Source organism: Streptomyces sp. NPDC006430 (assembly GCF_040612395.1).
Taxonomy (GTDB): domain Bacteria; phylum Actinomycetota; class Actinomycetes; order Streptomycetales; family Streptomycetaceae; genus Streptomyces.
On the sequence record NZ_JBEXQA010000002.1, the window covers coordinates 73904 to 98396 of the forward strand.

Consider the following 24493-nt stretch of genomic DNA (forward strand, 5'->3'; position numbering starts at 1 on the left):
TCAGTGGTACATGCCCGGGGTGTAGTGGCCCGGGACCATGCGGGTGGTGACCGCGAAGCGGTTCCAGACGTTGATCGTGGAGATCACGGCGATCAGCTGGGCGAGCTCCTTCTCCTCGAAGTGCTTCGCGGCCTTCTCGTACACCTCGTCGGGAACGAATCCGTCGGTCAGGACGGTCACGGCCTCGGTCAACTCGATCGCGGCGGCCTCCTTCTCCGTGTAGAAGTGCCGCGACTCCTCCCAGGCGCTGAGCTGCACGATCCGCTCGACGCTCTCACCCGCGGCGATCGCGTCCTTCGTGTGCATGTCCAGGCAGAAGGCGCAGTGGTTGAGCTGCGAGGCGCGGATCTTGACCAACTCGACCAACAGCGGGTCCATGCCCTTCTTCGAGGCGATCTCCAGGGCGACGATCGCCTTGTAGACCTCGGGGACCTGCTGGGCCCAGCTCATGCGCGGGGAGTGCTCGGGAGCGTATGCGGCGCTGTGTTCGTGAGTGGTCGTCATGCCCTCACCCTACGAAGCGTGCGGCCCGCCGATATGGTCCACATCCATGACGCAATCATGGGCCACTTTCGGGGCTGACCTGCATCTGGACCTCGCCGCCGGGCGCGGCCTGCGGGCCGGACTCGTCGAGGCGCTGCGCGAGGCGGCGCGCAGTGGACGGCTGGCGCCCGGGACCCGGCTGCCGTCCTCGCGGTCCTTCGCCGTCGACCTCGGGATCGCACGGAACACCGTCGCGGAGGCGTACGCCGAGCTCGTCGCCGAGGGCTGGCTGACGGCCCGCCAGGGCTCGGGCACCCGGGTCGCGGAACGGGCCCGGCCGCGACGGTCCGCGGCGGCGGCCCGCGTACGGCATCCCGCGCGGCGGGGGTTCACGTACGACCTCCGGGCCGGCGCGCCGGACCTGGGCGGCTTCCCGCGCGCGGCCTGGCTGGCGGCGGCCCGGCGGGCGTTGACGGACGCGCCGAACGAGGCCTTCGGGTACGCGGCCGACGCGCGCGGCCGGGTGGAGCTGCGGGAGGCCCTCGCCGGGTACCTGGCGAGGGCGCGCGGGGTGTACGCGGACCCGGAGCGGATCGTGCTGTGCGCGGGATTCGCGCACGCGCTGACGCTGCTCGCGGGCGTGCTACGGGCCCGGAGGGTGCGGGACGTGGCGGTGGAAGGGTACGGCCTCGACGTGCACCGGGAGTTGCTGACGCGGGCGGGGCTGCGGACCCGGCCGCTGACGGTGGACGCCGCGGGGGCGCGGACGCCGGACCTGCCCGGCGAGGTGGGGGCGGTGCTGCTCACCCCCGCCCACCAGTTCCCGACCGGAGTCGCGCTGACCCCGGCGCGGCGGGCGGCGGCGGTCGACTGGGCGCGGACCACGGGCGGGCTGATCCTGGAGGACGACTACGACGGGGAGTTCCGCTACGACCGCCAGCCCGTGGGGGCGTTGCAGGGACTCGACCCGGACCGGGTGGTGTACCTCGGCACGGCGAGCAAGTCCCTGGCGCCGGGGCTGCGGATGGGCTGGATGGTGGTGTCGCCGGGGCTGCTGGAAGAGGTACTGGCGGCGAAGGGGCGGACCGACTGGACGTCGAGCGCGCTGGACCAGCTCACGCTGGCGGAGTTCATCCGGTGCGGCGCGTACGACCGGCACGTGCGCGGCATGCGACTGCGGTACCGGCGGCGCCGGGACGAACTGGTGGCGGCGGTGTCGGGACGGGTGGCGGTGTCGGGCATCGCGGCGGGTCTGCACGCGGTGCTGGACCTTCCGGCGGGGACACAGGCGTCGGTCCTCCGGGCGGCGGCCTGGCAGGACCTGGCTCTGGAAACCCTGTCCCGCTACGCCCACCCGGAGGCGGCCCTCCCGGACCGAGAGGCCCTGGTGGTCGGCTACGGGACTCCCTCGACGAGCGCCTGGTCCCCGGCCCTGACAGCCCTCACGGCGGCCCTCCCCTGACACCGCGGGCGGCTGCGGGGCCGCCGGGGTCCGGGACGGACGGTCGTGCGGGTTGCGGGGGCGGGGGTTCACCGAAGCGGGTGAGGGCCAGGGCTCCGGCCACCGCCACCACGAAGCCGAGGACCGCCAGCCAGGCCAGGCCCTCGCGCGTGCGGTCACCGAGCCACACCACGCCCACCAGCGCCGGGCCGATCGTCTCGCCGAGGACCATCCCCGCCGTGGCCGTCGTCACCGAGCCCCGTTGCAGTGCGGAAGTGAGCAGCAGGAACGCGGAGCCCCCACCCAGCAGCAGTGCGTACAGCGCCGGGTTCGTGAAGGAGATGCCGTCGATGAGGCGGACCGCCACCTCCACCACCCCGAAGCCCGTCCCGGCCGCCAGTCCGAGGACCAGTGCCCGCGGCCGGTCCGGCAGGCTCCCGCACACCGCTCCCACCAGCAGTACAGATCCGGCCACCAGCAGCAGCCCGAGCTCCAGGGCGAACGATCCCGTCCCCGAGCCCTCCTCGCCCGACGACAGCGCCAGCATGGCCAGCCCTGCGCACACCACCCCCACCGCAGCCCACTCGGCGCCGCGCAACCGCACGTGCAACAGCCGTGAGGCGACCACCGCCGTCACTGCGAGGCTCGCCGCCAGCGCCGCCCCCACCGTATAGATGGGGACGTGCTTCAGCGCCACGATCTGGAGGACGAAGCCGATCCCGTCCAGGGCCAGGCCCGCCCCGTACCGCCACTGCCGTAGCGCCCTCAGCAGCAGGGCCGTGTCCACCCCGGACCCCGTCCCGGGTTCCGCCGCCCGCGCGGCCATGGCCTGGAGGACCGATGCCGTGCCGAAGCAGACAGCCGCACCGAGCGCACAAATCATCCCAAGCAGCACGAATTGACTTTAGATCATGGAGCTGGTGCGGGGGTTTCGACGGCCGGATTCCATCCCTTCGCCACCCCGTTCTAGTCTGTGCGCCATGGATGACAGCAGCAGTGGCAGCAGCACCCCCCGACGTCGCATGCGTTCCGGCGGCGTCGCACTCGGCGGCATGGGCCTGCTCGCTGCCGCACTCGTGGCCTGTGGCAGCAGCAACGAGCCCGACAAGCGCTGCGCGGACCGCGTCACCCTGGAAAAGCTGAACACCAAGGAGTGCAGGAGCGGCGGGCGCGGCTCGTACTACTACGGCGGAAGCGTCGCGAACAACCGCGTCAGCGGAGGCAGCTTCAACAAGTCCGCCGTCACCCGCGGCGGCATCGGCGGCCACTCCAGCAGCAGCGGCGGCTGAGCCCACGTGCGCCGTCACACCATCGAACCCCGCCCCGACTGGCAGAAGACCGTCGAGGAGCAGGGGCTCATCTACCCGCTCACCCGCTACCCCGACGACTCCCTGCGCCCCTACTGGGACGAGAGCGCGTACTACTCCTTCACGCTCCCCGAGGTCGAGGCGCTGGAGAACGTCGTCGAGGAACTGCACGCCATGTGCCTGGCCGCAGCCGCGCACATCGTCGAGCACGACCGTTTCGGGGACCTCGGCATCACCGACCCGCGCCTCGCGGAGCTCATCGCCCGGTCCTGGCGCAGGCGCGCCGAACAGCCGTCCCTCTACGGCCGGTTCGACCTGCGCTACGACGGCACCGGCAGCCCGGCCAAGATGCTGGAGTACAACGCCGACACCCCCACCTCCCTCGTGGAGGCAGCCAGCCCGCAGTGGTTCTGGATGGAGGAGCGCTTCCCGGGTGCCGACCAGTGGAACTCCCTCCACGAGCGGCTCGTCGACGCCTGGCGCCGGCAGGCGGAGCTACTGCCGCCCGGCCCGCTGCACTTCGCGCACTCGGAGACCGACGAGCTCGGCGAGGACCTGATGACGGTGGCCTACCTCCAGGAGACCGCCGAGCAGGCGGGCCTGGAGACGGAGCAGCTGTCCGTCGAGCAGATCGGCTGGGACAGCCTGTCGGGCCGGTTCGTGGACCAGAAGCTCGGCTTCATCCGCAGCTGCTTCAAGCTCTACCCGTGGGAGTGGCTGGCCACCGACCCCTTCGCCCCCCAGGTCCTCGACTCGTACGACCACGGCGGCGGTTCCGGGACCACCTGCTGGATCGAGCCGCTGTGGAAGATGCTGCTGTCCAACAAGGCGCTGCTGGCCGTCTTGTGGGAGCTCTTCCCCGAGCACCCGAACCTGCTGCCCGCCTATCTCGACGGCCCGCGCGAGCTGGCCACGACGACCGGTTTCGCCGCCAAGCCGCTGCTGGGCCGCGAGGGCGCCGGGGTCACGCTGCACCCCGTCGGCGGCGAGCCCTTCGTGCCGGTCGAGGAGGAGACGTACGTCTTCCAGGGCCTGGCCCCGCTGCCCGACTTCGACGGCAACCGCGTGGTGCTCGGCGCATGGGTCGTCGAGGAGGAGGCGGCGGGACTCGGCATCCGGGAATCGGCGGGCCCGGTCACGGACGAGTACGCCCGCTTCCTGCCCCACGTCATCCTCTAGGACCCGGCCCGCACCCGGCCGCCCCGTTCCGATCCGACCCCGGCCGCCGTCCGCAGGCGCGGCGGCCGGACCCGGGTCGGCACGGTCGCGCCCGTCATCGGACGCAGCCCTCCGCAAGACGTAGGCGGGCGACCGCCGTCAGCCGGCCAGGACGGACCGCAGCTGCTCCAGTCCCCAGTCCAGGTCCTCCTTGCTGATCACCAGCGGGGGCGCGATCCGGATCGTCGATCCGTGGGTGTCCTTGGCCAGTACGCCCCGCTCCATCAGCCTTTCGGAGATCTCCCGGCCCGTCCCGTGCCCCGGGTCGATGTCCACGCCCGCCCACAGCCCGCGGCCGCGCACGGCGGTCACCGCGCCCCCGCCGACCAGCAGATTCAGCTCCCGGTGCAGGTGGTCGCCGAGCTCGGCGGCACGCTGCTGGTACTCGCCCGTGCGCAGCATCGCGACGACCTCCAGGCCGACCGCGCAGGCCAGCGGGTTCCCGCCGAAGGTGGAGCCGTGTTCGCCGGGCCGGAACACCCCGAGCACGTCCTGGTCCGCGGCGACGGCGGAGACCGGGACCACGCCGCCGCCCAGCGCCTTGCCGAGGATGTACACGTCCGGCACGACCCCCTCGTGCTCGCAGGCGAAGGTCTTGCCGGTGCGCCCCAGCCCCGACTGGATCTCGTCCGCCATGAACAGGACGTTCCGCTCGCGCGTGAGGTCCCGTACGCCCTGGAAGTACCCGGCCGGCGGTACCAGCACCCCAGCCTCGCCCTGAATCGGCTCCAGCAGCACGGCCACGGTGTTCGGCGTGACGGCTGCGGCCAGCGCGGTGAGGTCGCCGTACGGAACGATCTCGAACCCCGGCGTGTACGGGCCGAAGTGGTCGCGCGCCTCGTGGTCGGTGGAGAAGCTCACGATGGTCGTGGTCCGGCCGTGGAAGTTGCCGGCCGCGACCACGATCTTGGCGTGCCCGTCCGGGACGCCCTTGACCTCGTAACCCCACTTGCGGGCGAGCTTCACGGCCGTCTCCACGGCCTCCGCGCCCGTGTTCATCGGGAGCACCATGTCCTTGCCGCACAGCGCGGCCAGCTCGCGGCAGAAGTCGGCGAACCGGTCGTGGTAGAAGGCCCGGGAGGTGAGGGTGACCCGTTCCAACTGCGCCCGGGCGGCGTCGAGCAGGCGGCGGTTGCCGTGGCCGAAGTTGAGCGCCGAATAGCCCGCGAGCATGTCCAGGTAGCGGCGGCCCTCCACGTCGGTCACCCACGCGCCTTCCGCGGACGCCACGACGACGGGCAGCGGGTGGTAGTTGTGCGCGCTGTGCGCCTCGGCGGAACGGATGGCATCAGCAGTTGTCGACACGGGGTCTCCGATCGTCGGTCAGGCGGGCCGGGTGACGGGGTTGGTGTCACCTGCGTCACCTTGTATACGGCTATACGTCGCTCGTATACCGGACGGGGAAACCTTTCTTGTGGCCCGGCGGCTAAGGTGAGCGGTACGCACGGCGACTGGCGTACGGAGAACCAACTCCGGGGGAGTCGTGCGCGCACGACCGCATACAGGGCCGCTCGCCTGGGCCTCGCGGGGACGAGATCTGACATCGACCCCGGAGGAGCCCGCCATGACCGCGCGCCGCCACCCCGCCCACCGCCACCCTTCCCTGTGGGCCGTCGACCCCGAGCTGGCGTCCTTCGTCGCCGCGGAGGAATCCCTTCAGGCGGAGACCCTGCGTCTGATCCCCAGCGAGAACTACGTGTCCGCCGCCGTGTTGGAGGCCTCCGGCACGGTGCTGCAGAACAAGTACAGCGAGGGGTACCCGGGCCGCCGCTACTACGAGGGCCAGCAGAACATCGACCGCGTCGAGGCGTTGGCCGTCGAGCGGGCGAAGGGCCTGTTCGGGGTGGACCACGCCAACGTCCAGCCGTATTCCGGCTCGCCCGCGAACCTCGCGGTGTACCTGGCCTTCGCGAAGCCCGGCGACACGGTGATGGGCATGGCCCTGCCGATGGGCGGGCACCTGACGCACGGCTGGGGGGTCTCGGCGACGGGCTCGTGGTTCCGGGGCGTGCAGTACGGGGTCTCCGCCGGGACGGGCCTGATCGACTACGACGCGGTCCGCGACCTGGCCCTCGCGGAGCGCCCGAAGATCATCTTCTGCGGCGGTACGGCGCTCCCGCGCACGATCGACTTCGAGGCGTTCGCATCGATCGCGCAGGAGGCGGGCTCGATCCTGGTCGCGGACGTCGCCCACATCGCCGGCCTGATCGCGGGCGGGGCGCACCCGTCGCCGGTCGGGCACGTGGACGTCGTCTCGACGACCACGCACAAGACCCTGCGGGGTCCGCGCGGCGCGATGCTGATGTGCCGGGAGGAGCATGCGAAGGCCATCGACAAGGCGGTGTTCCCGGGCCTGCAGGGCGGGCCGCACAACCAGACCACGGCGGGCATCGCCGTGGCCCTGCACGAGGCTTCCCAGCCGTCGTTCGTCACCTACGCCCATGCGGTCGTCGCCAACGCCAAGGCCCTCGCCGAGGCCCTCCTGGCCCGCGGATTCGACCTGGTTTCGGGCGGTACGGACAACCACCTGATCCTGATGGACCTGACCTCGCGGGGCGTTCCTGGGAAGGTGGCGGCCAAGGCGCTGGACCGGGCGGGCATCGTGGTCAACTACAACACGGTGCCGTTCGACCCCCGCAAGCCGTTCGACCCGTCGGGCATCCGCATCGGCACGCCGTCGCTGACCTCGCGGGGGCTCGGGACGGACCACATGCCGCTGGTGGCGGACTGGATCTCCCGGGCGGTCGACGCCGCCGCGAAGTCGGACGAAGCCGCGCTGGCCGCCGTCCGCGCCGAGGTCACGGACCTGATGTCGGCCCACCCGGCTCCGGGCCTCCCCCTCTCCTGACCCTGCGGATCGCCGGATCGCCGGATCGCCGGATCGCCGGAGCGTCGCCGGAGCGGGGCTCCGCCGGGGCTCGTCCAGCGTCCGGGCGGGGCCGCCGTCCCGGGGCCGCTCCGGGCCCGGCGCCCCACGCGCCGGCGAGGCCGGATCTGGCCGGTGCCGTCGGGCCGGCGGGGCTGGAACGCGCGGAGCGCGGTTTCGGCCCCGCCGGCGTCCGGGGCGCGGACCGGGGCAGCGCCCGGGAGCCCCGCACGGCGGCGGGGCACCCCTGCGTCCTCCCACGTCACGGAACGAAAAGCGGTCGCTCGGCCGGGGCTGGATCCGGCCACCGCGCTACCCCCGGTACCCGCGCGGGCCCCCGTCGCCCGGTGGAGCGAAGGGCGTGATCCGAGCTCCGACCGGCCGGCGGACCATAAGGTTCCGGCCATGAGCGGGCCCGAGCCCGCCCCCGCACCTGAGAGAATGAAGCCATGGCTTCTGATCGTCCTCGCGCGCTCTCCGGTATCCAGCCCACCTCCGGTTCGTTCCACCTCGGGAACTACCTCGGAGCCATCCGTCAGTACGTCGCCCTGCAGGAGACGCACGACGCCTTCTACATGGTCGTCGACCTGCACGCGATCACCATGCCGCAGGACCCGACGGCCCTGCGCGCGAACACCCGGCTCTCCGCCGCGCAGCTCCTCGCCGCCGGTCTCGACCCCGAGCGCTGCACGCTCTTCATCCAGAGCCACGTTCCCGAGCACGCGCAGCTCGGCTGGGTCATGAACTGCATCACCGGCTTCGGCGAGGCCAGCCGGATGACCCAGTTCAAGGACAAGTCCGCCAAGGGCGGGGTCAACAACGCCACCGTCGGCCTGTTCACGTACCCGATCCTCCAGGTCGCGGACATCCTGCTCTACCAGGCGGACGCCGTCCCGGTCGGCGAGGACCAGCGCCAGCACATCGAGCTGACCCGCGACCTGGCCGAGCGCTTCAACCAGCGGTACGGACAGACCTTCACCCTCCCCGCCGCGCACATCGTCAAGGAGGTCGCGAAGATCTACGACCTCCAGGACCCGTCGATCAAGATGTCGAAGTCCGCGTCGTCCCCCAAGGGCCTGATCAACCTCCTCGACGATCCCAAGGTCACGGAGAAGAAGATCAAGAGCGCGGTCACCGACACCGAGGCCGTGATCCGCTTCGACACCGAGCACAAGCCCGGTGTGAGCAACCTGCTCACGATCTACTCCACCCTCACGGGGGAGTCCGTCCCCGCCCTCGAAGCCGCGTACGAGGGCAAGGGCTACGGCGCGCTGAAGACGGACCTGGCCGCCGTGATGGTCGATTTCGTCACACCGTTCAAGCAGCGCACCCAGGAGTACCTGGACGACCCGGAGACGCTGGACTCCATCCTGGCCAAGGGCGCGGAGAAGGCCCGCGCGGTCGCCGCCGAGACCCTGGCGCAGGCCTACGACCGCCTCGGTCTGGTCCCCGCGAAGCACTGATGCTGCACTGAGGGAAAGAGGACCCTGGCAATCCGGGGGGTGCTGGCCGCACACTGGGGCAGCAGCACCACGCAGCCGCAGCCGGCACACAGACGACGGAGGAGACACACGTGGGGACCGTAACGCTCGGCGTTTCGATCGCGGTCCCGGAGCCTTACGGCAGTCAGCTCCAGGAGCTGCGCGCCGGCTTCGGGGACGCTGCCGCGCACGGCATCCCCACGCACGTCACCCTCGTTCCGCCCACCGAGGTGGAGGCGGACCGGCTCGCGGAGGTCCGGGCCCACCTGGCCGAGGTCGCGTCCGCCTTCGCCCCCTTCGCGATGCGGCTGGCGGGCACGGGCACCTTCCGTCCGCTCTCGCCGGTCGTCTTCGTTAGGGTCGTCGAGGGCGGTGCGGGGTGCACCCGGCTCCAGGGCCTGGTCCGCGACCCGGACGGCCCGGTCAACCGGGAGCTGGCGTTCCCGTACCACCCGCACGTCACGGTCGCCCACGGGATCTCCGAGGAGGCGATGGACCTGGCGTTCACCGCCCTCGCCGGGTACACGGCGGAGTGGACGTGCACCGGCTTCGCGCTCTACGAGCAGGGCTCGGACGGGGTCTGGCGCAAGCTGCGCGAGTACCCCTTCGGCGGCGGCCCGGTCACCGCGGTCCCGGCACAGCTCGGGTCGCCGGTCGACGAGGCGGCCGGGGCGACCGAGGCACCCGTACGAGGATCGTGACGCAGCGGCCTGAAGGTCTGGCGGGCGCGGAACCGGAGCGTGCGCAGGACCAGGGTGTGGAACGGGCGTACCGCAGGGCGAAAAGTCACAATCGACGACCGTAGTGCCCAAAAGTGACAATCCCGGCTATTTCCGGCGGCTCATTTACGGTGACTCCATGGACTGGCTGACGAAACTCCCGGTGATCGGGCCGCTGGTGGTCCGCTTGATGCGGACGCACGCGTGGCGTTCGTACGAGCGGCTCGACCGGGTCCACTGGGCCCGTCTCGCCTCCGCCGTCACCTTCATCAGTTTCATCGCGCTCTTCCCGCTGATCACCGTGGCCGCCGCCATCGGCGCGGCGCTGCTCAGCCAGGAGCAGCTGGACCGGCTGCAGAAGAACCTCGCGGAGCAGGTCCCCGGCATCTCCGACCAGCTCGACATCAACGGCCTCGTCGCCAACGCCGCCACGATCGGGCTCGTCGCCGGAGTCCTCCTGCTCTTCACCGGCATCGGGTGGGTCGGCTCGATGCGGGACTGCCTGCGCGCGGTGTGGGAGAAGGACGACGAGGACGAAGGGAACCCGTTCGTCCGCAAGGGCAAGGACGCCCTCGTGCTCGTCGGCCTGGGCGCCGCGGGCCTGTGCTCGGCCGCGGCCTCGATCCTCGGCTCCAGCGCGGTCGGCAAGTTCGGCGGCTGGCTGGGCGTTCCGGAGCAGGGCGCGGGCGGGGCGTTCCTGCGTGCCGCCGCCTTCCTCGTCGGTGTCGTGGCGGCCTTCCTGCTGCTGCTGTACGTCCTGACCCTGCTGCCGGGCGTGGAGCCGCCGCGCCGCGGCCTGATCGAGGCCGCCCTCATCGGCGCGGCGGGCTTCGAACTGCTGAAAATGCTGCTCAGCGGCTACATGCGGGGTATCGCGACGAAGAGCATGTACGGGGCCTTCGGCGTGCCGGTCGCCCTGTTGATCTGGATCAACCTCATGGCCAAGCTGCTGCTGTTCTGCGCGGCCTGGACGGCGACCCCCGCGCACGAGGGGTGGCGACGGCGCACCGCCCCCGGCGGACCGGGCTGACCCAGTGGCCCGGTGGACCCGGTGGCCCCGGCCGGGACCGGGCGCTAGGAGGTCTGGCCACCCCGGCGGCCCCGTGGGCCCCGCGGCCAGCGGCGGTTGACGGCGTAGGCACCGCCCGCGACCACGGCCAGCACTCCGCCCGCGACGCCGAGCGCGGTGCCGACACCGCCGCCCGCGCCTTCGCCGGCCGCCGACGGGCCGTGCTCGTGCGACTGGGCGGGGGAGCCGAGGGAGGAGGTGTCCGCGCTCTTCGGCGGCACCAACTCCCCCACCGGCCGGACCTTCCCGGCCGCCGCGAAGCCCCAGTCGAAGAGCTCGGCGGTCTCCTGGTAGACGGAGTTGGCGCCCCCCGCGCTCGGGTTCATCACCGTGACCAGCAACTTCTTGTCACCGCGCTGGGCGGCACCGGTGAAGGTGGCCCCGGCCATCGTGGTGTTGCCGTTCTTCACTCCGGCGATGCCCTTGTACGGGGAGATGCCGCCCGCACCCGTCATCAGCCGGTTGGTGTTCTGGATCTCGAAGAACTCGCGCGGCTTCCCGGGCTCCTGCGTACCGGGGAACTTCGCGCTCGCCGTGCCGCAGTACTCGCGGAAGTCCTGTTTCTGCAGGCCGGAGCGGGCGATGAGGGTGAGGTCGTACGCGCTCGACACCTGCTCCGGGGCGTCGTACCCGTCGGGGGACACCACGTGGGTGTCGAGCGCCTGGAGCTCCTCGGCGTGTGCCTGCATGTCCTTGACGGTCTTCTCGACGCCACCGTTCATGGCGGACAGCACGTGCACGGCGTCGTTCCCCGACCGCAGGAACACCCCGAGCCACAGGTCGTGCACGGTGTACTCGTAGTCCTCCTTGATGCCGACCAGGCTGGAGCCGGCACCGATCCCGGACATCTCCTGCTCGGTGACCTTGTGGACCCGGTCCTTGGGGAGGCCGGGCAGCACGGTGTCGGCGAAGAGCATCTTCATGGTGGAGGCCGGGGGCAGCCGCCAGTGCGCGTTGTTGGCGGCCAGGACCTCTCCGGTCTCGGCGTCGGCCACGATCCACGAACGCCCGGTGAGGTCCCCCGGCAGAGCGGGGGCGCCGGGCAGCGGGTTCACCTGCACTCCCGGCTTGCCGAGCAGGGTGCCGCCAACGGTGGACATCGACAAGGGCGGCGCGGGCGCGGCGGGGGCCTGGGCCTTGGGCGGCTGCCCCTTCCCGTCCGACGGGGGCGTGGGCGCGGCGTGAGCGGGCACCACGAGCATCGCGGGGACCAGCAGCCCGGCGGAAAGGACCGTCAGCGCGGTCTTCTTGGCAGACACGCAGGTGAAAGTACATCCCGATCGGCTGTCTACCGTCCGGGACCGGCCAACTTGTGGCAACCACTGCCGGGACAGCCCACCCCGGCGCGTCCGTCCTGGGGACGAAACCGATACTGGGGGCATGAAACTCAGCCGTGCCGCCTCCTGGTTCCTGCTCACCTTCGGAGTGTGGAGCTGGTTCATCTGGGTGTCTTTCGTCCGGAACCTGTGGAAGGACGCCAGTGGTCTGGCATTTGACGCGGCGGGCGAGCCGACGGCCTACTTCTGGGTCCACCTTCTCCTGGCGGTGACGTCCTTTCTCCTGGGGACGGCCGTTGGTGTGATCGGGTTGCGCGGTGTCCTCGCGCTGCGGCGCGCATCACGTCGGGGTGCGCCGGAGTGAAGATCGCACTCTTCGTCCTGATCCTCCTGGTGGTACTGGCCCTGCTGGGCCTAGTGCACCGCTGGCTCTGGGTCCGGCTGGTCCGCGATACGACGCGCCCGGGCGGCCCGGCCCGCCGGATCGGCACCGCCCTCGCCTTCGCACTGCCGCTCCTCTCGCTGGCCGCCCTCACCAGTGGCCGTGCCGGTGCCCCCTTCCGACTCCAACAGGCGGTGGCCTGGCCGGGTTACTTGTGGCTGGCCGTCCTCCTCTACCTGAGCCTGGCGATGCTCCTGGCCGAACCGGTCCGCGCCGTCCTGCTCCGCCGCCCGGCGCCCTCCCGTCCGGCCCGGGAGGCGGCGCCCGGACCGGAGCCCCGGCTCCGGGAAGGTGCGGCGAGCGGAACGGCCCGCCGGGGCCCCGGGGTGGACCTGAGCGAGCCGGTCCCGCCGCCTGTCGTGTCGCTCGCCCCGCCGGCCGCCGCCCCCGACCGTGCGGCGCAGGACCCCGAGGGCGTCAGCCGACGGCAGTTCGTGGCGCGGGCGGTCGGCGGGGTCGCCGCCGGGGCCGCTCTCGGCACCGTCGGGTACGGGACGTACGGGGTCCTGCGCGGGCCGGGCGTGAAGCGGGTCCGGGTCCCCCTCGCCAAGCTGCCCCGCGCCGCGCACGGTTTCCGGATCGCCGTCGTCAGCGACATCCACCTGAGCCCGGTCCTCGGCCGCGCCCACACCACCCGCATCGTCGACACGGTCAACCGGACCCAGCCCGACCTCATCGCTATCGTCGGCGACCTCGTGGACGGCAACGTCCACGACCTGGGGAACGCCGCCGAGCCCCTGAGCAGGCTCCGGGCGCGGCACGGCTCGTACTTCGTCACCGGAAACCACGAGTACTTCTCCGGTGCCCAGCAGTGGATCGACCACGTCCGCGAACTCGGCCTGGTCCCCCTGGAGAACGCCCGCCGGGCGCTGCCGCACTTCGACCTCGCCGGGGTCAACGACGTCCAGGGCGAGAGCGAGGGCCACGGCCCGGACTTCGACGCCGCCCTCGGCGACCGCGACCGGGCCCGCGCCGCCGTGCTCCTCGCCCACCAGCCCGTCGTCATCCACGACGCGGTCCGCCACGGGGTCGACCTCCAGCTCTCCGGCCACACCCACGGCGGCCAGCTCTGGCCCGGCAACTACCTCGCCGAGCTCGCCAACCCCACCGTCGCCGGCCTGGAGCGTTACGGCGACACGCAGCTGTACGTCTCCCGCGGCGCCGGCGCATGGGGACCCCCGGTCCGGGTCGGGGCGCCGTCCGACATCACGGTGGTCCAACTCGCCTCATACCAGGCTTGACCGGGCGTACCCCTGAACGACCCGCCGTGAATCGGCCTTCCCGCGGCCGAATTTCCATGATGGGATGTCCGTTAATCGGACATGGGGGCCTGAGTCGATCCGATTAACGGTCAACCGTGGGTGGGGTGGGGTCAAGGATGAGGTCTGTCCGCTCGAAGGTCATCGCGGTCGGGCTGGTGCTCGGCGTGGCTGGTGTCGGCGCGTGGCAACTGTTGCCCGAGGAGGGCCGGGGCAGCGGAACCGCCGTCCGGGTGGGGACGAGCGACGTCGTCTCCTCCCTAGACCCCGCCGGAGCGTACGACGCCGGTTCCTGGGCGCTGTTCAGCAACGTCTACCAGTCGCTGCTGACCATCAAGTCCGGCTCGGACACCCCCGTCCCGGACGCGGCCTCCGCCTGCAAGTTCGTCGGCCAGAAGCTCACCGTCTACCAGTGCGACCTGCGCCCCGACCTGAAGTTCGCGAGCGGCCGGGTCATCACCGCGGAGGACGTCAAGCACTCCTTCGACCGCATCAAGGCGATCAACTCCGACCAGGGCCCGGCGCCCCTCTTCAACACCCTGGAGACGGTCAAGGCCGAGGGGCGCACCGTCACCTTCACCCTGTCCGCCCCCGACGCCACCTTCCCCTTCAAGATCGCGACGGGTGCCGCCTCGATCGTCGACAAGGAGAAGTACCCGGCGAAGGCCCTCCGCCAGGACGGCAAGGTCGACGGATCCGGCCCCTTCACCCTCGGTGCGTACCAGGCCGGGACCAGCGCCGAGCTCAAGCCCAACGCCGCCTACCAGGGCCAGGCCAGGCCGGCCAAGGCGGCCGTCACCGTCCGGTACTTCAAGGACTCCGCCCAGCTCGACCAGGCCTGGAAGGAGCACGAGGTCGAGGTCGCCCACCGCGACATGCCGCCGGCCGTGCTCGCCGGCCTCAATCCCGGCCTCAAGGACACCCGCTACCAGGCCTCCGGCGGCACCGAGACCCGCAGCATGGTCTTCAACGTCCGGCCCGGCTCCGCCGCCGCCCCGCTCGCGGTGCGCCAGGCGATCGCCGCCGTACTGGACCGCTCCAAGGTGGCCGGCGAGATCCACAAGGGCACGGTCACCCCGCTCTACTCCCTCGTCCCGGCCGGCGTCGCGGCCCACAGCACGCCGTTCTTCGACACCTACCCGTTGCCCAACGGAGCTGCTGCCAAGAAGCTCCTCAAGGACGCCGGGATCACCGGCCCGGTCCTGCTGAACCTCGGAGTCAACACGCGCGGTGCGAACGTCCCGGAGGCCGAGGAGATCGCGAAGCAGCTCCAGTCCACCGGGCTCTTCCAGGTGAAGGTCAAGGTGGTGGACAAGTGGGCCGACTTCCAGAAGGCCTACGCGTCCGGTGAGTTCGACGCCTACACCATCGGTTGGATCGCCGACTTCCCGGACGCGGACAACTTCCTGGCGCCGCTCGTCGGTGCCGACTCCAGCATGAACAACGGCTTCTCCGACAAGGCCGTCGGCGATCTGATCGCCCGCACCCAGTCCTTCTCGGACCGGGCCCAGGCGTCCGCCGACTTCCGCGAGCTCCAGAAACTGGTCTCGCAGCACGTTCCGATGCTGCCCATCTGGCAGAAGAAGGACTACGTGATGTACCGCGAGGCCGTCTCCGGAGCCCAGTACCTCTCCGACGGCACCGGAGTGTGGCGCCTGTGGGAGCTCAACTGGCTGTAGCCGGCCCCCGCGACAACCGCTAAGTCCGGTCGGTTGGGTCGGGGTCCGGGGCGGAGGCCCGCTTCTTCTTCGAGGCCACCGTCTGCGCCATCCCCGGCAGGAAGTCCGCGAACAGCTCGTGCACCTCGCGCACCAGAGGCCGCAGCACCCGGAACCGGGCCAGGACGATGCCCCGCGTCGTCAGCTGCGCGCCGCGATCGGCGAGCCGTCGCGTCTTCTCGCTGTTGGGGGACCGGTCGAAGACCCAGTACAGGACGAGACCCATCTGCGAGAGCCACATCAGCTCCGGCAGTACGTCGGCCAGTTCCTCCGGGACCTTGGTCTTCGCCCCCGCCAGCACCTCGCGGTGCATCTCGATCGCCGTCTTGCGCGCGGGTTCCGATTCGGGGGAGAAGGGGCTGAGCGGGCTCTCCGGGTCCGCCGCGTTCTTGAAGAACTGCGAGGCGAACTCGTGGTACGGCTCGGCGATGTCCAGCCAGCTCGTCAGCACGCCCGCGAGCCGCTTCTGCAGATCGGTCTCGTTGTCCAGGATGGGCCGAACCGCCGCCAGGTGCGCGGCGCCGATCCGGTCGTAGAAGCCCTGGACCAGGTGTTCCTTCGATTCGAAGTAGTAGTAGGCGTTGCCGACCGAGACCCCTGCCTCCTTGGCGATGGCCCGCATGGTCGTCTTGTCGAAGCCGCGCTCCTGGAAGAGACGGAGCGCGGTTTCGAGGATGAGCGTGCGGGTCTGCTCGCTCTTGGGAGCCTTCTGATCAGTCACGGTGCACGAGCCTATCCGGGTGCGGAGCAGCGCTCGTCACAGGCCGGTTCCTCCGGCTCCGCTTCGCCCTCCGGACCACCTTCGGTCCGGACCGCCTGCCGCCACGCGGAGGCGGTGTACATGGCGGCCCGTGCGAAGGGCCGCCCTGCCGGGGTCGCGAGCCAGTTCGCCTTGGGCCGGTGCTCCGCCAGCGCCCACAGGCAGACGATGAAGGCGTCGGTACCGGTCCATACCTGCCCCGAGGCCCCGATGACGGTGATCTCGCGGAGCGTCGCCGCGTGGTCGAGCTGCGGGAACCGCCGCTGCGCCTCGACGGACGCGGCCGGGACCAGCCGGAGCGGTACCAGCCAGCGCTGCCCGAGCAGCCAGTGCCGGATGTGGACGCAGAGCGGGCAGCCGGCGTCGTACAGCACGGTCAGGTGCTGGGTGCCCGGCGCGGCCGGTGCCATCGTCAGGCCCCGGCCGGAGCGGTCCACCCCTGGGGGGCGACGGGCGGGGTCTGCTGGCGCTCCATGATCCCGCGGCGGCGCATCTTGTTCAGCACCCATACGTTCCCCAGGTGCATCACACCGAGGACCAGGAGGACGACGCCGAGCTTGACCGACAGGGCCTCGAAGAGGCCGCGGGCTTCGAGGACCGTCTCGCCCGACCGCAGGTAGAGGGTGACGAAGCCGATGTTCACCAGGTAGAAGCCGACCACCAGGAGGTGGTTCACGGCGTCCGCGAGCTTCTCGTTCCCGTGCAGGACGTCGGCGATGAAGACCCGCCCGTTCCGGCTGAGCGTACGGGCCACCCAGATGGTCAGCCCGATGCTGAAGAGCAGGTAGATGACGTATGCGACGACGGTGAGGTCCATGCCCTCGCCCCCCTTGAACGTGTTCAACTTGTTGGCAGGACTGACTGTAGACCTCTTTTTGAACAGGTTCAAGCTTTCAGCAGGGCGGCCGTGGCCCGCCGTCCGCGGCCCCGGGGCGGTCCGCCGAGACGATGGCCGCCTCGGGGCGAGGCATCGGGGTGCCGTCGGACAGGAACAGCGGGCGCGGGTCGTGGACGGCGCCCACCTCGGCCTTGCGCAGGCGCCCGTTCCGAGCCGTCACACGGTCCGTCGGCGCCGGGGTGAGCACCCGCTGTTCGCGGACGAAGGCGATGAAGCTCTCGAAGTCGCGCTGGTGGCGGTACGGCTCGCGGAAGCCGGTGAGCGCCGGATAGCCGTCGTGCGCCAGGAACGTGTACGAGGGGGCCGCGAGCCGGTAGCTGCGGGCGAGGTCGAGCGGGGCGCCGCCGACGAAGACGTCCGCCGGGTCCACCCGGTCACCGACCGGCCCTTGGGCGTCGAAGACGTAGCGGACGTTCCTGGAGACGGCGAGCGGAGCGAAGCGCAGTTCCCCGGTCGCCGTCGTCGTCCACTGCTGCTCCAGCGCGTCATGGAGCTGCTGCCCGGTCACCGTCGCCGTGACGATCGGATCGCCGAAGCCCACGGCCGTCCAGGCACGGCCGAAGGTGACGGCGCCGTCGGACGCCGCGTCGCGCACGAGGTCGGCGGCGATGACGGCCTGGCCGACCCGGGGCGCCACGGCGACCAGGGCGAGCTCGGCCGGGACGTTGGGGTGGACGTTCGCGTCGTTCTCGGCGTCGGTCGGCCTTCGGCCCGCCCACAGCGCCCAGTCGGCGACCAGATCGCCCATGGTGCTCTCACCCGCCGTGTTGCGCGTGCGCAGGAAGGAGCCGGTCTGCCTGCCGATGCGGGTGGCGGCGCGGGCAGCCGCCTGTCCCGACCAGTAGTCGACGACCTCCTTCAGGGCAGGGTGCGGGGCGACGTCACGGGTGTTGGGGTGGTTCGTCGAGACCGTCAGCTCGCGGACCACCCGGCCGGTGCGGGGGTCGAGCCGCAGGTTGATCTCGTTGATGATCTGCCCGTAGCAGCCCGCCTCCACGAAGGGGCGGGGGACGCCGTTCGGATCGGGGAGCATCATGTTGAACCGGGTGTGCCAGTGGCCGGTGACGATCGCGTCGATGTCGGGGGAGACCCGCAGGGCCAGGTCCAGGGCCGGGCCGGAGGGATCGGAGCCACTGTTGAAGTCGGCGCCCGCCACCGCTCCGTCGTGCATGCTGAGCACGATCGCGCGGACGCCCCGGGCCTTGAGCAGGGCCGCGTAGTGGTCGGCGGTGGCGAGTTCGTCGAGGGTGGCCAAGCCGGGCTGGTAGGAGCCGGGGAAGAGCTCGGTGCCGAGGGCGGTGAGGTGGATGAAGCCGATCTGCAGCTCCCCGCCGGTGGCGGTGCGCACCTTCTCGATGCGGTACGGGGGCAGGACGGTGCGCCCGTCGGCGGCCCGGACGACATTGGCGCTGTAGTAGCGGAAGTCGGCCCCGCGGAAACGGCGGCCCGAGGAGTCGGTGAACGATGCGTCGCGGCCCTCGACGGGGAACGGGACCCCTTGTTCCATGTGCTCGCGCAGCATGGCGGGGGATTTGTCGAACTCGTGGTTCCCGGCGGTCGCGAAGTCGAGGCCCATGCGGTTCAGCGCTTCGACGGTGGGCTCGTCCGCGAAGGCGGCGGCGTCGAACTCCCAGCCGGAGAAGGCGTCTCCGGGGGTGAAGAAGAGCGAGTGGGGCCGGCCGGCGCGCAGCCGCTCCAGGTGGGAGGCCATGTAGGCGACGCCGCCGACGGTGTACCGGCCGCCGCCGTTGCCCGTGATGGTGGCGTTGCTGCCGGGGGCGGCCTGGAGGTAGCCGTGCAGGTCGGTGATGTTGAGGAGCTGGACGTCGACGTACTCGTCGGCGGTGGCGGCATCGCGCGCGTGGTCGGTGGCGTGCGCGGGGACGCCGGTCGCGAAGGTGGCCGCGGTCGCTCCCATGGCGGTGAGGAAGAACCGCCGTCCGAGCTGAGGTGAACTCCGGTCCGGGCGAATGGTCTTGGAGTGCTTCGTCACATCCGCTCATGGTCCCGGGGCAACGTGAGCGTGTCGATGGTGCCGGGCGCGGTCCCCACCGTACGCCGGCCAGGGAGCCGCCTGGGCCCAGCCGGCAGCGGCAGACCCGGCCGGCGCGGGTGCGCGCCGGGTGGGAACCTACGTGGTGACCTTCGGCCGCTGCCAGCAGTGACCGGCGGGTGCGGTATCCGGACGGTTCGCCGGGGCGGGGTCACCGTAGGAAGTCCCTTAGCCGGGCGGTGACCTCCAGGGGGCGTTCCAGGGAGGGCAGGTGGCCGGCCCAGGGGAGTTCCAGGTGGCGGGCGCCCGGGGTGTGCTCCGGGATCGAGGCGGCGACGTCGCGGAAGTCCGGGAGGTCGTGGGCCCCGCCGCTACGTCGGGGCGCCCCGTTCGACGGCGCGGTGGTCGGGGACTCGGCGAACGTCCGTCAGATGCTGAGGGAACGCGCGTAGTTGAGCTGGTTCATCACCCAGGGGAAGGTGCTGGCATCGACCGCGGGGATCATCGTGGAGTGGTGGCGGCCACCGCTGGTGACGGTCACCTGGATGTATCCGGTGGTGGTCTTCTCCTTCATGAGGAGGAAGAGCAGGCCGAGCAGGCAGAACAGGAAGAAGACGATCGCGAGCACGACCGCGTGCGTCGGGATCTTCGTCTCGGTGCGGGAGAAGTCCGTGGCGTTCCACATCGCGCCCTTGAGCGGCATCGGGCCCGAAGGGGTGATGATCTGGTCCCCGGCGATGGTGATGTCCCCGAGGGACAGTCCGGATCCGCCGACACCCGCGGCGGGGGCAACCGGGTAGGCCGGATAGGCCGGCGGCTGGGTCGGGGGAGCCGCGGGAGGTATCACGGGGGGCTGGGCCGGGGTCGGTATGCCCGCACCACCGACGGTGGGCTGGTAGCCCGGGGCCGCCGGGTAGGGCTGCGGGTAGCCGTAACTGGCGTTCCCCGGGGTCCCGTTGTCACTCGCGTACGGATTCGGCTGCTGCTCGCTCATGGGGCCGATCTTTCCACAGGCGCCCTGCGGATGCCCCCGTCCGGCCCGTCCGGCCACTCCATCGGGGCCGGCCCCGAGCACGGGCGAGGCCCCGCGCCCCGGATCGGATCCGGGGCGCGGGGCCTCGTACGGCAGACCGCGAACGATCAGAGCGGCGCAGGATCAGAAGCGGCGCGTGATCAGGGCGCGCTTGACTTCCTGGATCGCCTTCGTGACCTCGATGCCGCGCGGGCACGCGTCGGTGCAGTTGAAGGTCGTGCGGCAGCGCCACACGCCGTCCTTGTCGTTCAGGATCTCCAGCCGCTGCTCGCCGGCCTCGTCACGCGAGTCGAAGATGAAGCGGTGGGCGTTGACGATCGCCGCCGGGCCGAAGTACTGGCCGTCGTTCCAGAACACCGGGCACGAGGACGTGCACGCGGCGCACAGGATGCACTTGGTGGTGTCGTCGAAGCGCTCGCGGTCCTCGGCGGACTGCAGGCGCTCGCGCGTCGGCTCGTTGCCCTTGGTGACCAGGAACGGCATGACGTCGCGGTACGCCTGGAAGAAGGGCTCCATGTCGACGACGAGGTCCTTCATCACGGTGAGGCCCTTTATGGCCTCGACCGTGATCGGCTTCTCCGGGTTGATGTCCTTGATCAGCGTCTTACAGGCGAGCCTGTTCTTGCCGTTGATCCGCATCGCGTCGGAGCCGCAGATGCCGTGCGCGCACGAGCGGCGGAAGGTCAGCGTGCCGTCGAGGTCCCACTTGATCTTGTGGAGACCGTCGAGCACGCGCTCCTTCGGGTCGATCTCGATCTGGAAGTCCTGCCACTGCGCCTCGTCCGAGATCTCGGGGTTGTAGCGGCGGATCCGGAAGGTGACCGTGATGAACGGGGAGGCCGCAGCCGCCTCTTCCATCTTTTCCAGGGTCGGGGTAGCCATTAGTACTTACGCTCCATCGGCTGGTAGCGGGTCGTGACGACCGGCTTGTAGTCGAGCCGGACCGAGTCCGAGCCGTCGGCTCCGACCTCGCGGTACGCCATGGTGTGGCGCATGAAGTTGACGTCGTCGCGGTTGGGGTAGTCCTCGCGGTAGTGACCGCCGCGGGACTCCTTGCGCGCGAGCGCGGACACGGCCATGACCTCGGCCAGGTCGAGCAGGTTGCCCAGCTCGATGGCTTCCAGCAGGTCCGTGTTGAAGCGCTTGCCCTTGTCCTGGACGGACACGTTCTTGTAGCGCGCGCGCAGTTCCGCGATCTTCTCGACCGCGGTCTTGATGGTCTGCTCCGTACGGAAGACCATCACGTTCGCGTCCATCGTCTCCTGGAGCTCCAGGCGCAGGTCGGCGACCCGCTCCTTGCCCGTGGAGTTGCGCAGGCGCTCGACGAGGTCGATGACCTGCTGCGCCGGGTTCTCGGGGAGCTCGACGAAGTCGTTCTCCTGCGAGTACTTCGCCGCGGCGATGCCGGAGCGCTTGCCGAAGACGTTGATGTCCAGCAGCGAGTTCGTGCCCAGGCGGTTGGCGCCGTGCACGGAGACGCAGGCGACCTCGCCGGCCGCGTACAGGCCCGGGACGACGGTGGTGTTGTCGGACAGGACCTCACCCTCGACGTTCGTCGGGATGCCGCCCATGGCGTAGTGCGCGGTGGGCTGGATCGGGATCGGGTCCGTGTACGGCTCGATGCCGAGGTACGTGCGCGCGAACTCGGTGATGTCCGGGAGCTTGGCGTCGAGCTGCTCCGGCGGCAGGTGCGTCAGGTCCAGGTACACGTGGTCACCGGCGGGACCGCAGCCGCGGCCCTCACGGATCTCCGTGTAGATGGAGCGAGAGACGACGTCACGGGACGCGAGGTCCTTCATGACCGGCGCGTACTTCTCCATGAAGCGCTCGCCGTCCTTGTTGCGGAGGATGCCGCCCTCACCGCGGGCACCCTCCGTCAGCAGGATGCCCATGCGCCAGATGCCCGTCGGGTGGAACTGGAAGAACTCCATGTCCTCCAGCGGCAGGCCGCGGCGGTAGCAGGCCGCCTGGCCGTCACCCGTGAGGGTGTGCGCGTTGGAGGTCACCTTGAAGAACTTGCCGGTGCCGCCGGAGGCGTAGATGACGGCCTTCGCCTGGAACACGTGGATCTCGCCGGTGGCGAGCTCGTACGCGACCACACCGGCCGACTTCTTGACGCCGTCTTCCTCGACGATCAGCTGGTCCAGGACGTAGAACTCGTTGAAGAACTCCACGCCCTCCTTGACGCAGTTCTGGTACAGCGTCTGGAGGATCATGTGACCGGTGCGGTCCGCGGCGTAGCAGGACCGGCGGACCGGGGCCTCGCCGTGGTTGCGCGAGTGGCCGCCGAAGCGGCGCTGGTCGATGGTGCCGTCCGGGGTGCGGTTGAACGGCAGGCCCATCTTCTCCAGGTCGAGGACCGCGTCGATGGCCTCCTTCGCCAGGATCTCGGCGGCGTCCTGGTCGACCAGGTAGTCACCGCCCTTGACCGTGTCGAAGGTGTGCCACTCCCAGTTGTCCTCCTCCACGTTCGCCAGCGCGGCGGCCATGCCGCCCTGCGCGGCGCCCGTGTGGGAGCGGGTGGGGTAGAGCTTCGTCAGCACCGCGGTGCGGCTGCGCTTCGTCGACTCGATGGCGGCGCGCATGCCGGCGCCACCTGCGCCGACGATGACGGTGTCGTACTTGTGGATCTTCATTGGATTCGCCTCAGCCCCGTTGCCTAGCGGATGTTCGGGTCGAAGGTGAAGATCACCAGCGTGCCCAGAAGGATGGTGAACACCGTGGCGGTGTAGAGCAGGCCCTTCAGCCACAGCCGCGTGCCCGCGCGCTCCGCGTAGTCGTTGATGACCGTACGCAGACCGTTCGAGCCGTGCAGCATGGCCAGCCACAGCATCAGCAGGTCCCAGACCTGCCAGAACGGGGACGCCCAGCGGCCGGCCACGAAGGCGAAGCCGATCTTGGAGACGCCGCCGTCCAGCACCAGCTGGATGACGAGGTGGCCGATGACCAGCACGACCAGGACGATGCCCGAGAGGCGCATGAAGAGCCACGCGGCCATCTCGAAGTTGCCGCGGGTCGAGCGCGGCGTCTTGCCGGTGCGCTTGCGCGGGGCTTCGATGTACGGCGCCGGGTGCTCGACGTCGTAGAGGGACACGCCCTCCACGTCGCCGATGGCCTTGGCGGAAGAAGTGTCAGAAGACATGCGCGTCACTTCCCGAACAGTTCAAGGTAGGCGTGGCTGAGTACGGGGTACACGGCCCCGCCCATCAGTACGACCCAGATGCCCACGACCCACCAGAGCATCGTCTTCTGGTGGCGCGGGCCCTTGGACCAGAAGTCCACGGCGATGACACGGAGACCGTTGAGCGCGTGGAACAGGATGGCGGCCACGAGGCCGTACTCCAGCAGCGCGACGATCGGAGTCTTGTAGGTAGCCACGACATCGTCGTACGCCTCGGGGGAGACGCGGACGAGAGCGGTGTCGAGGACGTGTACGAACAGGAAGAAGAAGATGAGGACGCCGGTGACTCGATGAGCCACCCAGGACCACATTCCTTCCCGGCCGCGGTACAACGTTCCAGCCGGCACGGAAAACCCTCCGGAAGCGGGGCGGGGGCCAGCCGGCTTCGTTGTCGGTCGGGCCCGGCCGGGTACGGTCCTCCGGCCCCGGACATCGTAGCGACGCTTTGTCGGTTCCTTCGCGCGGGGGTCTTCGGTGTGATCAAACAGGCACGGACGGACTATCCCACAGGGGCGAATAGCCCGGAATCCGCTGCGGAAACCCCGTCCGGCGAGGTCAGCCAATGTGTCAGGTCGGCGAGCCGCGCCTGGGCGAGTCGGCGCAGCTCGTCGGCCGAGATCGACCGCTCCTCGTCCGCCTCCAACTCCATCCGCCGCCGGATCGCGGCCAGCAGCTGGTCCGCCCGCTCCTCCGGCGGGTGCCCGTCCAGGCAGATCACGAAGGCGTGGCCGAACTTCCGTTCGTACTCCGCCCGGGCCGCGTCGAGCGCGAGGAGGGCGGCGTACGGGGCCCCGTGGCCGAGCTCCACCGGGAACTCCGAGGCCAGGGCCTCGCTCAGGTCCGCCTGGGAGAGGTCGTACGAGGCCTCGTCGGCCGCGGCCAACAGGGCGCCGCGATCGGGGTACGGGCGGTGCGTGGCCACCCGTTGGGCCCAGCGTCGACTGCCGCAGCAGTGCAGCAGCACGGCCTCGGCGGTATCGCGGGAGAGGGTGTTGAACCGCGCGAGACCGGGGCCGTGGGAAGGATCGGTGCTTCCCCCGGACTGATGGTCTCCCGGGTTGGTGCCCCCATGAGCCTGTGCCGGAAGGTGGCTGGACAGCGGAGGGCTCCTCGGGGCGTGGCGCGGGTGTACCGCCACGCTAGCGATGCGGGGCCGCGCGTGTCGTACCCATTCGAGGTTTTCACTCGTAAGTGAGCCGAAAGGATGACGGACGAGACGGCCGCGACGGATGACAGGATGGCGGGGCGCGCGGCGAGAGGTGAGCCGAGACGGGCGAGTGGCAGAGGAAGAGGAAGACGACCGAGGCCGCCACCCCCCACAGGAGAGGCCCCGGTCGTCGTCCGTACG

Annotated in this window: 24 protein-coding genes and 1 riboswitch; of the genes, 10 read left to right on the forward strand and 14 right to left on the reverse strand. The window is 70.8% G+C overall.

Annotation, left to right across the window (positions count from 1 at the left end):
* Window positions 1-504: a carboxymuconolactone decarboxylase family protein gene (locus ABZZ20_RS03380; protein WP_356866270.1), complete on the reverse strand. Its 504-nt coding sequence runs from the start codon at window positions 502-504 to the stop codon at window positions 1-3.
* A gap of 46 nt (window positions 505-550) precedes the next feature.
* Between ABZZ20_RS03380 and ABZZ20_RS03385 the strand changes: the two genes are divergently transcribed.
* Complete coding sequence (locus ABZZ20_RS03385; RefSeq protein WP_356866272.1) at window positions 551-1945, forward strand: PLP-dependent aminotransferase family protein; 1395 nt, start codon at window positions 551-553, stop codon at window positions 1943-1945.
* Here ABZZ20_RS03385 and ABZZ20_RS03390 read toward each other — a convergent pair.
* Window positions 1926-2807, reverse strand: a complete 882-nt coding sequence (locus ABZZ20_RS03390; protein WP_356867168.1) for a hypothetical protein — start codon at window positions 2805-2807, stop codon at window positions 1926-1928. The genes ABZZ20_RS03385 and ABZZ20_RS03390 overlap by 20 nt on opposite strands.
* Before the next feature lie 97 nt (window positions 2808-2904).
* Here ABZZ20_RS03390 and ABZZ20_RS03395 point away from each other — a divergent pair, with 97 nt between their 5' ends.
* Together ABZZ20_RS03395 and ABZZ20_RS03400 are read left to right on the forward strand one after the other, a co-directional pair.
* The gene (locus ABZZ20_RS03395; protein WP_356866273.1) at window positions 2905-3213 is read left to right on the forward strand and encodes a hypothetical protein; all 309 of its coding nucleotides are present in this window, start codon (window positions 2905-2907) and stop codon (window positions 3211-3213) included.
* Between the two features lie 6 nt (window positions 3214-3219).
* On the forward strand, window positions 3220-4410 hold the full coding sequence (locus ABZZ20_RS03400) for a glutathionylspermidine synthase family protein (RefSeq protein ID WP_356866275.1): 1191 nt from the start codon (window positions 3220-3222) through the stop codon (window positions 4408-4410).
* A 138-nt stretch (window positions 4411-4548) separates the two neighbouring features.
* Here ABZZ20_RS03400 and rocD read toward each other — a convergent pair whose 3' ends face one another.
* Window positions 4549-5754 (reverse strand): ornithine--oxo-acid transaminase, encoded by a 1206-nt coding sequence (gene rocD / locus ABZZ20_RS03405; RefSeq protein ID WP_356866277.1) that lies wholly within the window; start codon window positions 5752-5754, stop codon window positions 4549-4551.
* A 132-nt stretch (window positions 5755-5886) separates the two neighbouring features.
* Window positions 5887-5977: riboswitch (ZMP/ZTP riboswitch) on the forward strand.
* Between the two features lie 36 nt (window positions 5978-6013).
* Here rocD and glyA point away from each other — a divergent pair.
* The 4 genes from glyA to ABZZ20_RS03425 all read left to right on the forward strand — a co-directional run bounded on the left by glyA (window position 6014) and on the right by ABZZ20_RS03425 (window position 10545).
* Window positions 6014-7297, forward strand: coding sequence for a serine hydroxymethyltransferase (glyA, locus tag ABZZ20_RS03410; RefSeq protein WP_356866279.1), 1284 nt, complete (start codon window positions 6014-6016; stop codon window positions 7295-7297).
* A gap of 467 nt (window positions 7298-7764) precedes the next feature.
* On the forward strand, window positions 7765-8778 hold the full coding sequence (trpS, locus tag ABZZ20_RS03415; protein WP_356866281.1) for a tryptophan--tRNA ligase: 1014 nt from the start codon (window positions 7765-7767) through the stop codon (window positions 8776-8778).
* A 110-nt stretch (window positions 8779-8888) separates the two neighbouring features.
* Window positions 8889-9497, forward strand: coding sequence for a 2'-5' RNA ligase family protein (locus ABZZ20_RS03420; protein WP_356866283.1), 609 nt, complete (start codon window positions 8889-8891; stop codon window positions 9495-9497).
* A 157-nt stretch (window positions 9498-9654) separates the two neighbouring features.
* Complete coding sequence (locus ABZZ20_RS03425; RefSeq protein WP_356866285.1) at window positions 9655-10545, forward strand: YihY/virulence factor BrkB family protein; 891 nt, start codon at window positions 9655-9657, stop codon at window positions 10543-10545.
* A 44-nt stretch (window positions 10546-10589) separates the two neighbouring features.
* Here the strand turns inward: ABZZ20_RS03425 and ABZZ20_RS03430 are convergent, their stop codons facing one another.
* Window positions 10590-11843 (reverse strand): D-alanyl-D-alanine carboxypeptidase, encoded by a 1254-nt coding sequence (locus tag ABZZ20_RS03430; protein ID WP_356866287.1) that lies wholly within the window; start codon window positions 11841-11843, stop codon window positions 10590-10592.
* Between the two features lie 121 nt (window positions 11844-11964).
* Between ABZZ20_RS03430 and ABZZ20_RS03435 the strand changes: the two genes are divergently transcribed.
* The 3 genes from ABZZ20_RS03435 (at window position 11965) to ABZZ20_RS03445 (ending at window position 15241) form a co-directional block, all read left to right on the forward strand.
* Window positions 11965-12225, forward strand: a complete 261-nt coding sequence (locus ABZZ20_RS03435; protein ID WP_356866289.1) for a hypothetical protein — start codon at window positions 11965-11967, stop codon at window positions 12223-12225.
* Window positions 12222-13544: a metallophosphoesterase gene (locus ABZZ20_RS03440; RefSeq protein WP_356866291.1), complete on the forward strand. Its 1323-nt coding sequence runs from the start codon at window positions 12222-12224 to the stop codon at window positions 13542-13544. Before ABZZ20_RS03435 ends, ABZZ20_RS03440 begins: the two co-directional genes overlap by 4 nt.
* A gap of 137 nt (window positions 13545-13681) precedes the next feature.
* Window positions 13682-15241 (forward strand): ABC transporter substrate-binding protein, encoded by a 1560-nt coding sequence (locus ABZZ20_RS03445; RefSeq protein ID WP_356866293.1) that lies wholly within the window; start codon window positions 13682-13684, stop codon window positions 15239-15241.
* Between the two features lie 19 nt (window positions 15242-15260).
* Here ABZZ20_RS03445 and ABZZ20_RS03450 read toward each other — a convergent pair whose 3' ends face one another.
* From ABZZ20_RS03450 to ABZZ20_RS03495, 10 genes are all read right to left on the reverse strand, one after another.
* Window positions 15261-16001, reverse strand: a complete 741-nt coding sequence (locus ABZZ20_RS03450) for a TetR family transcriptional regulator (RefSeq protein WP_356866295.1) — start codon at window positions 15999-16001, stop codon at window positions 15261-15263.
* Between the two features lie 11 nt (window positions 16002-16012).
* On the reverse strand, window positions 16013-16450 hold the full coding sequence (locus ABZZ20_RS03455) for a DCC1-like thiol-disulfide oxidoreductase family protein (protein ID WP_356866297.1): 438 nt from the start codon (window positions 16448-16450) through the stop codon (window positions 16013-16015).
* A gap of 2 nt (window positions 16451-16452) precedes the next feature.
* Window positions 16453-16857, reverse strand: coding sequence for a hypothetical protein (locus ABZZ20_RS03460; protein ID WP_356866299.1), 405 nt, complete (start codon window positions 16855-16857; stop codon window positions 16453-16455).
* A gap of 76 nt (window positions 16858-16933) precedes the next feature.
* Window positions 16934-18856: a bifunctional metallophosphatase/5'-nucleotidase gene (locus ABZZ20_RS03465; protein ID WP_356867170.1), complete on the reverse strand. Its 1923-nt coding sequence runs from the start codon at window positions 18854-18856 to the stop codon at window positions 16934-16936.
* A 502-nt stretch (window positions 18857-19358) separates the two neighbouring features.
* The gene (locus tag ABZZ20_RS03470; protein WP_356866301.1) at window positions 19359-19925 is read right to left on the reverse strand and encodes a hypothetical protein; all 567 of its coding nucleotides are present in this window, start codon (window positions 19923-19925) and stop codon (window positions 19359-19361) included.
* A 162-nt stretch (window positions 19926-20087) separates the two neighbouring features.
* A complete protein-coding gene (locus ABZZ20_RS03475; RefSeq protein ID WP_356866302.1) occupies window positions 20088-20846 on the reverse strand; it encodes a succinate dehydrogenase iron-sulfur subunit in 759 nt (252 codons plus the stop codon).
* The gene (gene sdhA, locus ABZZ20_RS03480) at window positions 20846-22600 is read right to left on the reverse strand and encodes a succinate dehydrogenase flavoprotein subunit (RefSeq protein ID WP_356866304.1); all 1755 of its coding nucleotides are present in this window, start codon (window positions 22598-22600) and stop codon (window positions 20846-20848) included. The genes ABZZ20_RS03475 and sdhA overlap by 1 nt, the downstream gene beginning before the upstream one ends.
* Before the next feature lie 23 nt (window positions 22601-22623).
* Window positions 22624-23106, reverse strand: a complete 483-nt coding sequence (locus tag ABZZ20_RS03485) for a succinate dehydrogenase hydrophobic membrane anchor subunit (protein ID WP_356866306.1) — start codon at window positions 23104-23106, stop codon at window positions 22624-22626.
* A gap of 5 nt (window positions 23107-23111) precedes the next feature.
* A complete protein-coding gene (gene sdhC / locus ABZZ20_RS03490) occupies window positions 23112-23492 on the reverse strand; it encodes a succinate dehydrogenase, cytochrome b556 subunit (protein WP_356866308.1) in 381 nt (126 codons plus the stop codon).
* A gap of 152 nt (window positions 23493-23644) precedes the next feature.
* Window positions 23645-24244, reverse strand: a complete 600-nt coding sequence (locus ABZZ20_RS03495) for a 2-oxo-4-hydroxy-4-carboxy-5-ureidoimidazoline decarboxylase (protein WP_356867172.1) — start codon at window positions 24242-24244, stop codon at window positions 23645-23647.
* Between the last annotated feature and the right edge of the window lie 249 nt (window positions 24245-24493).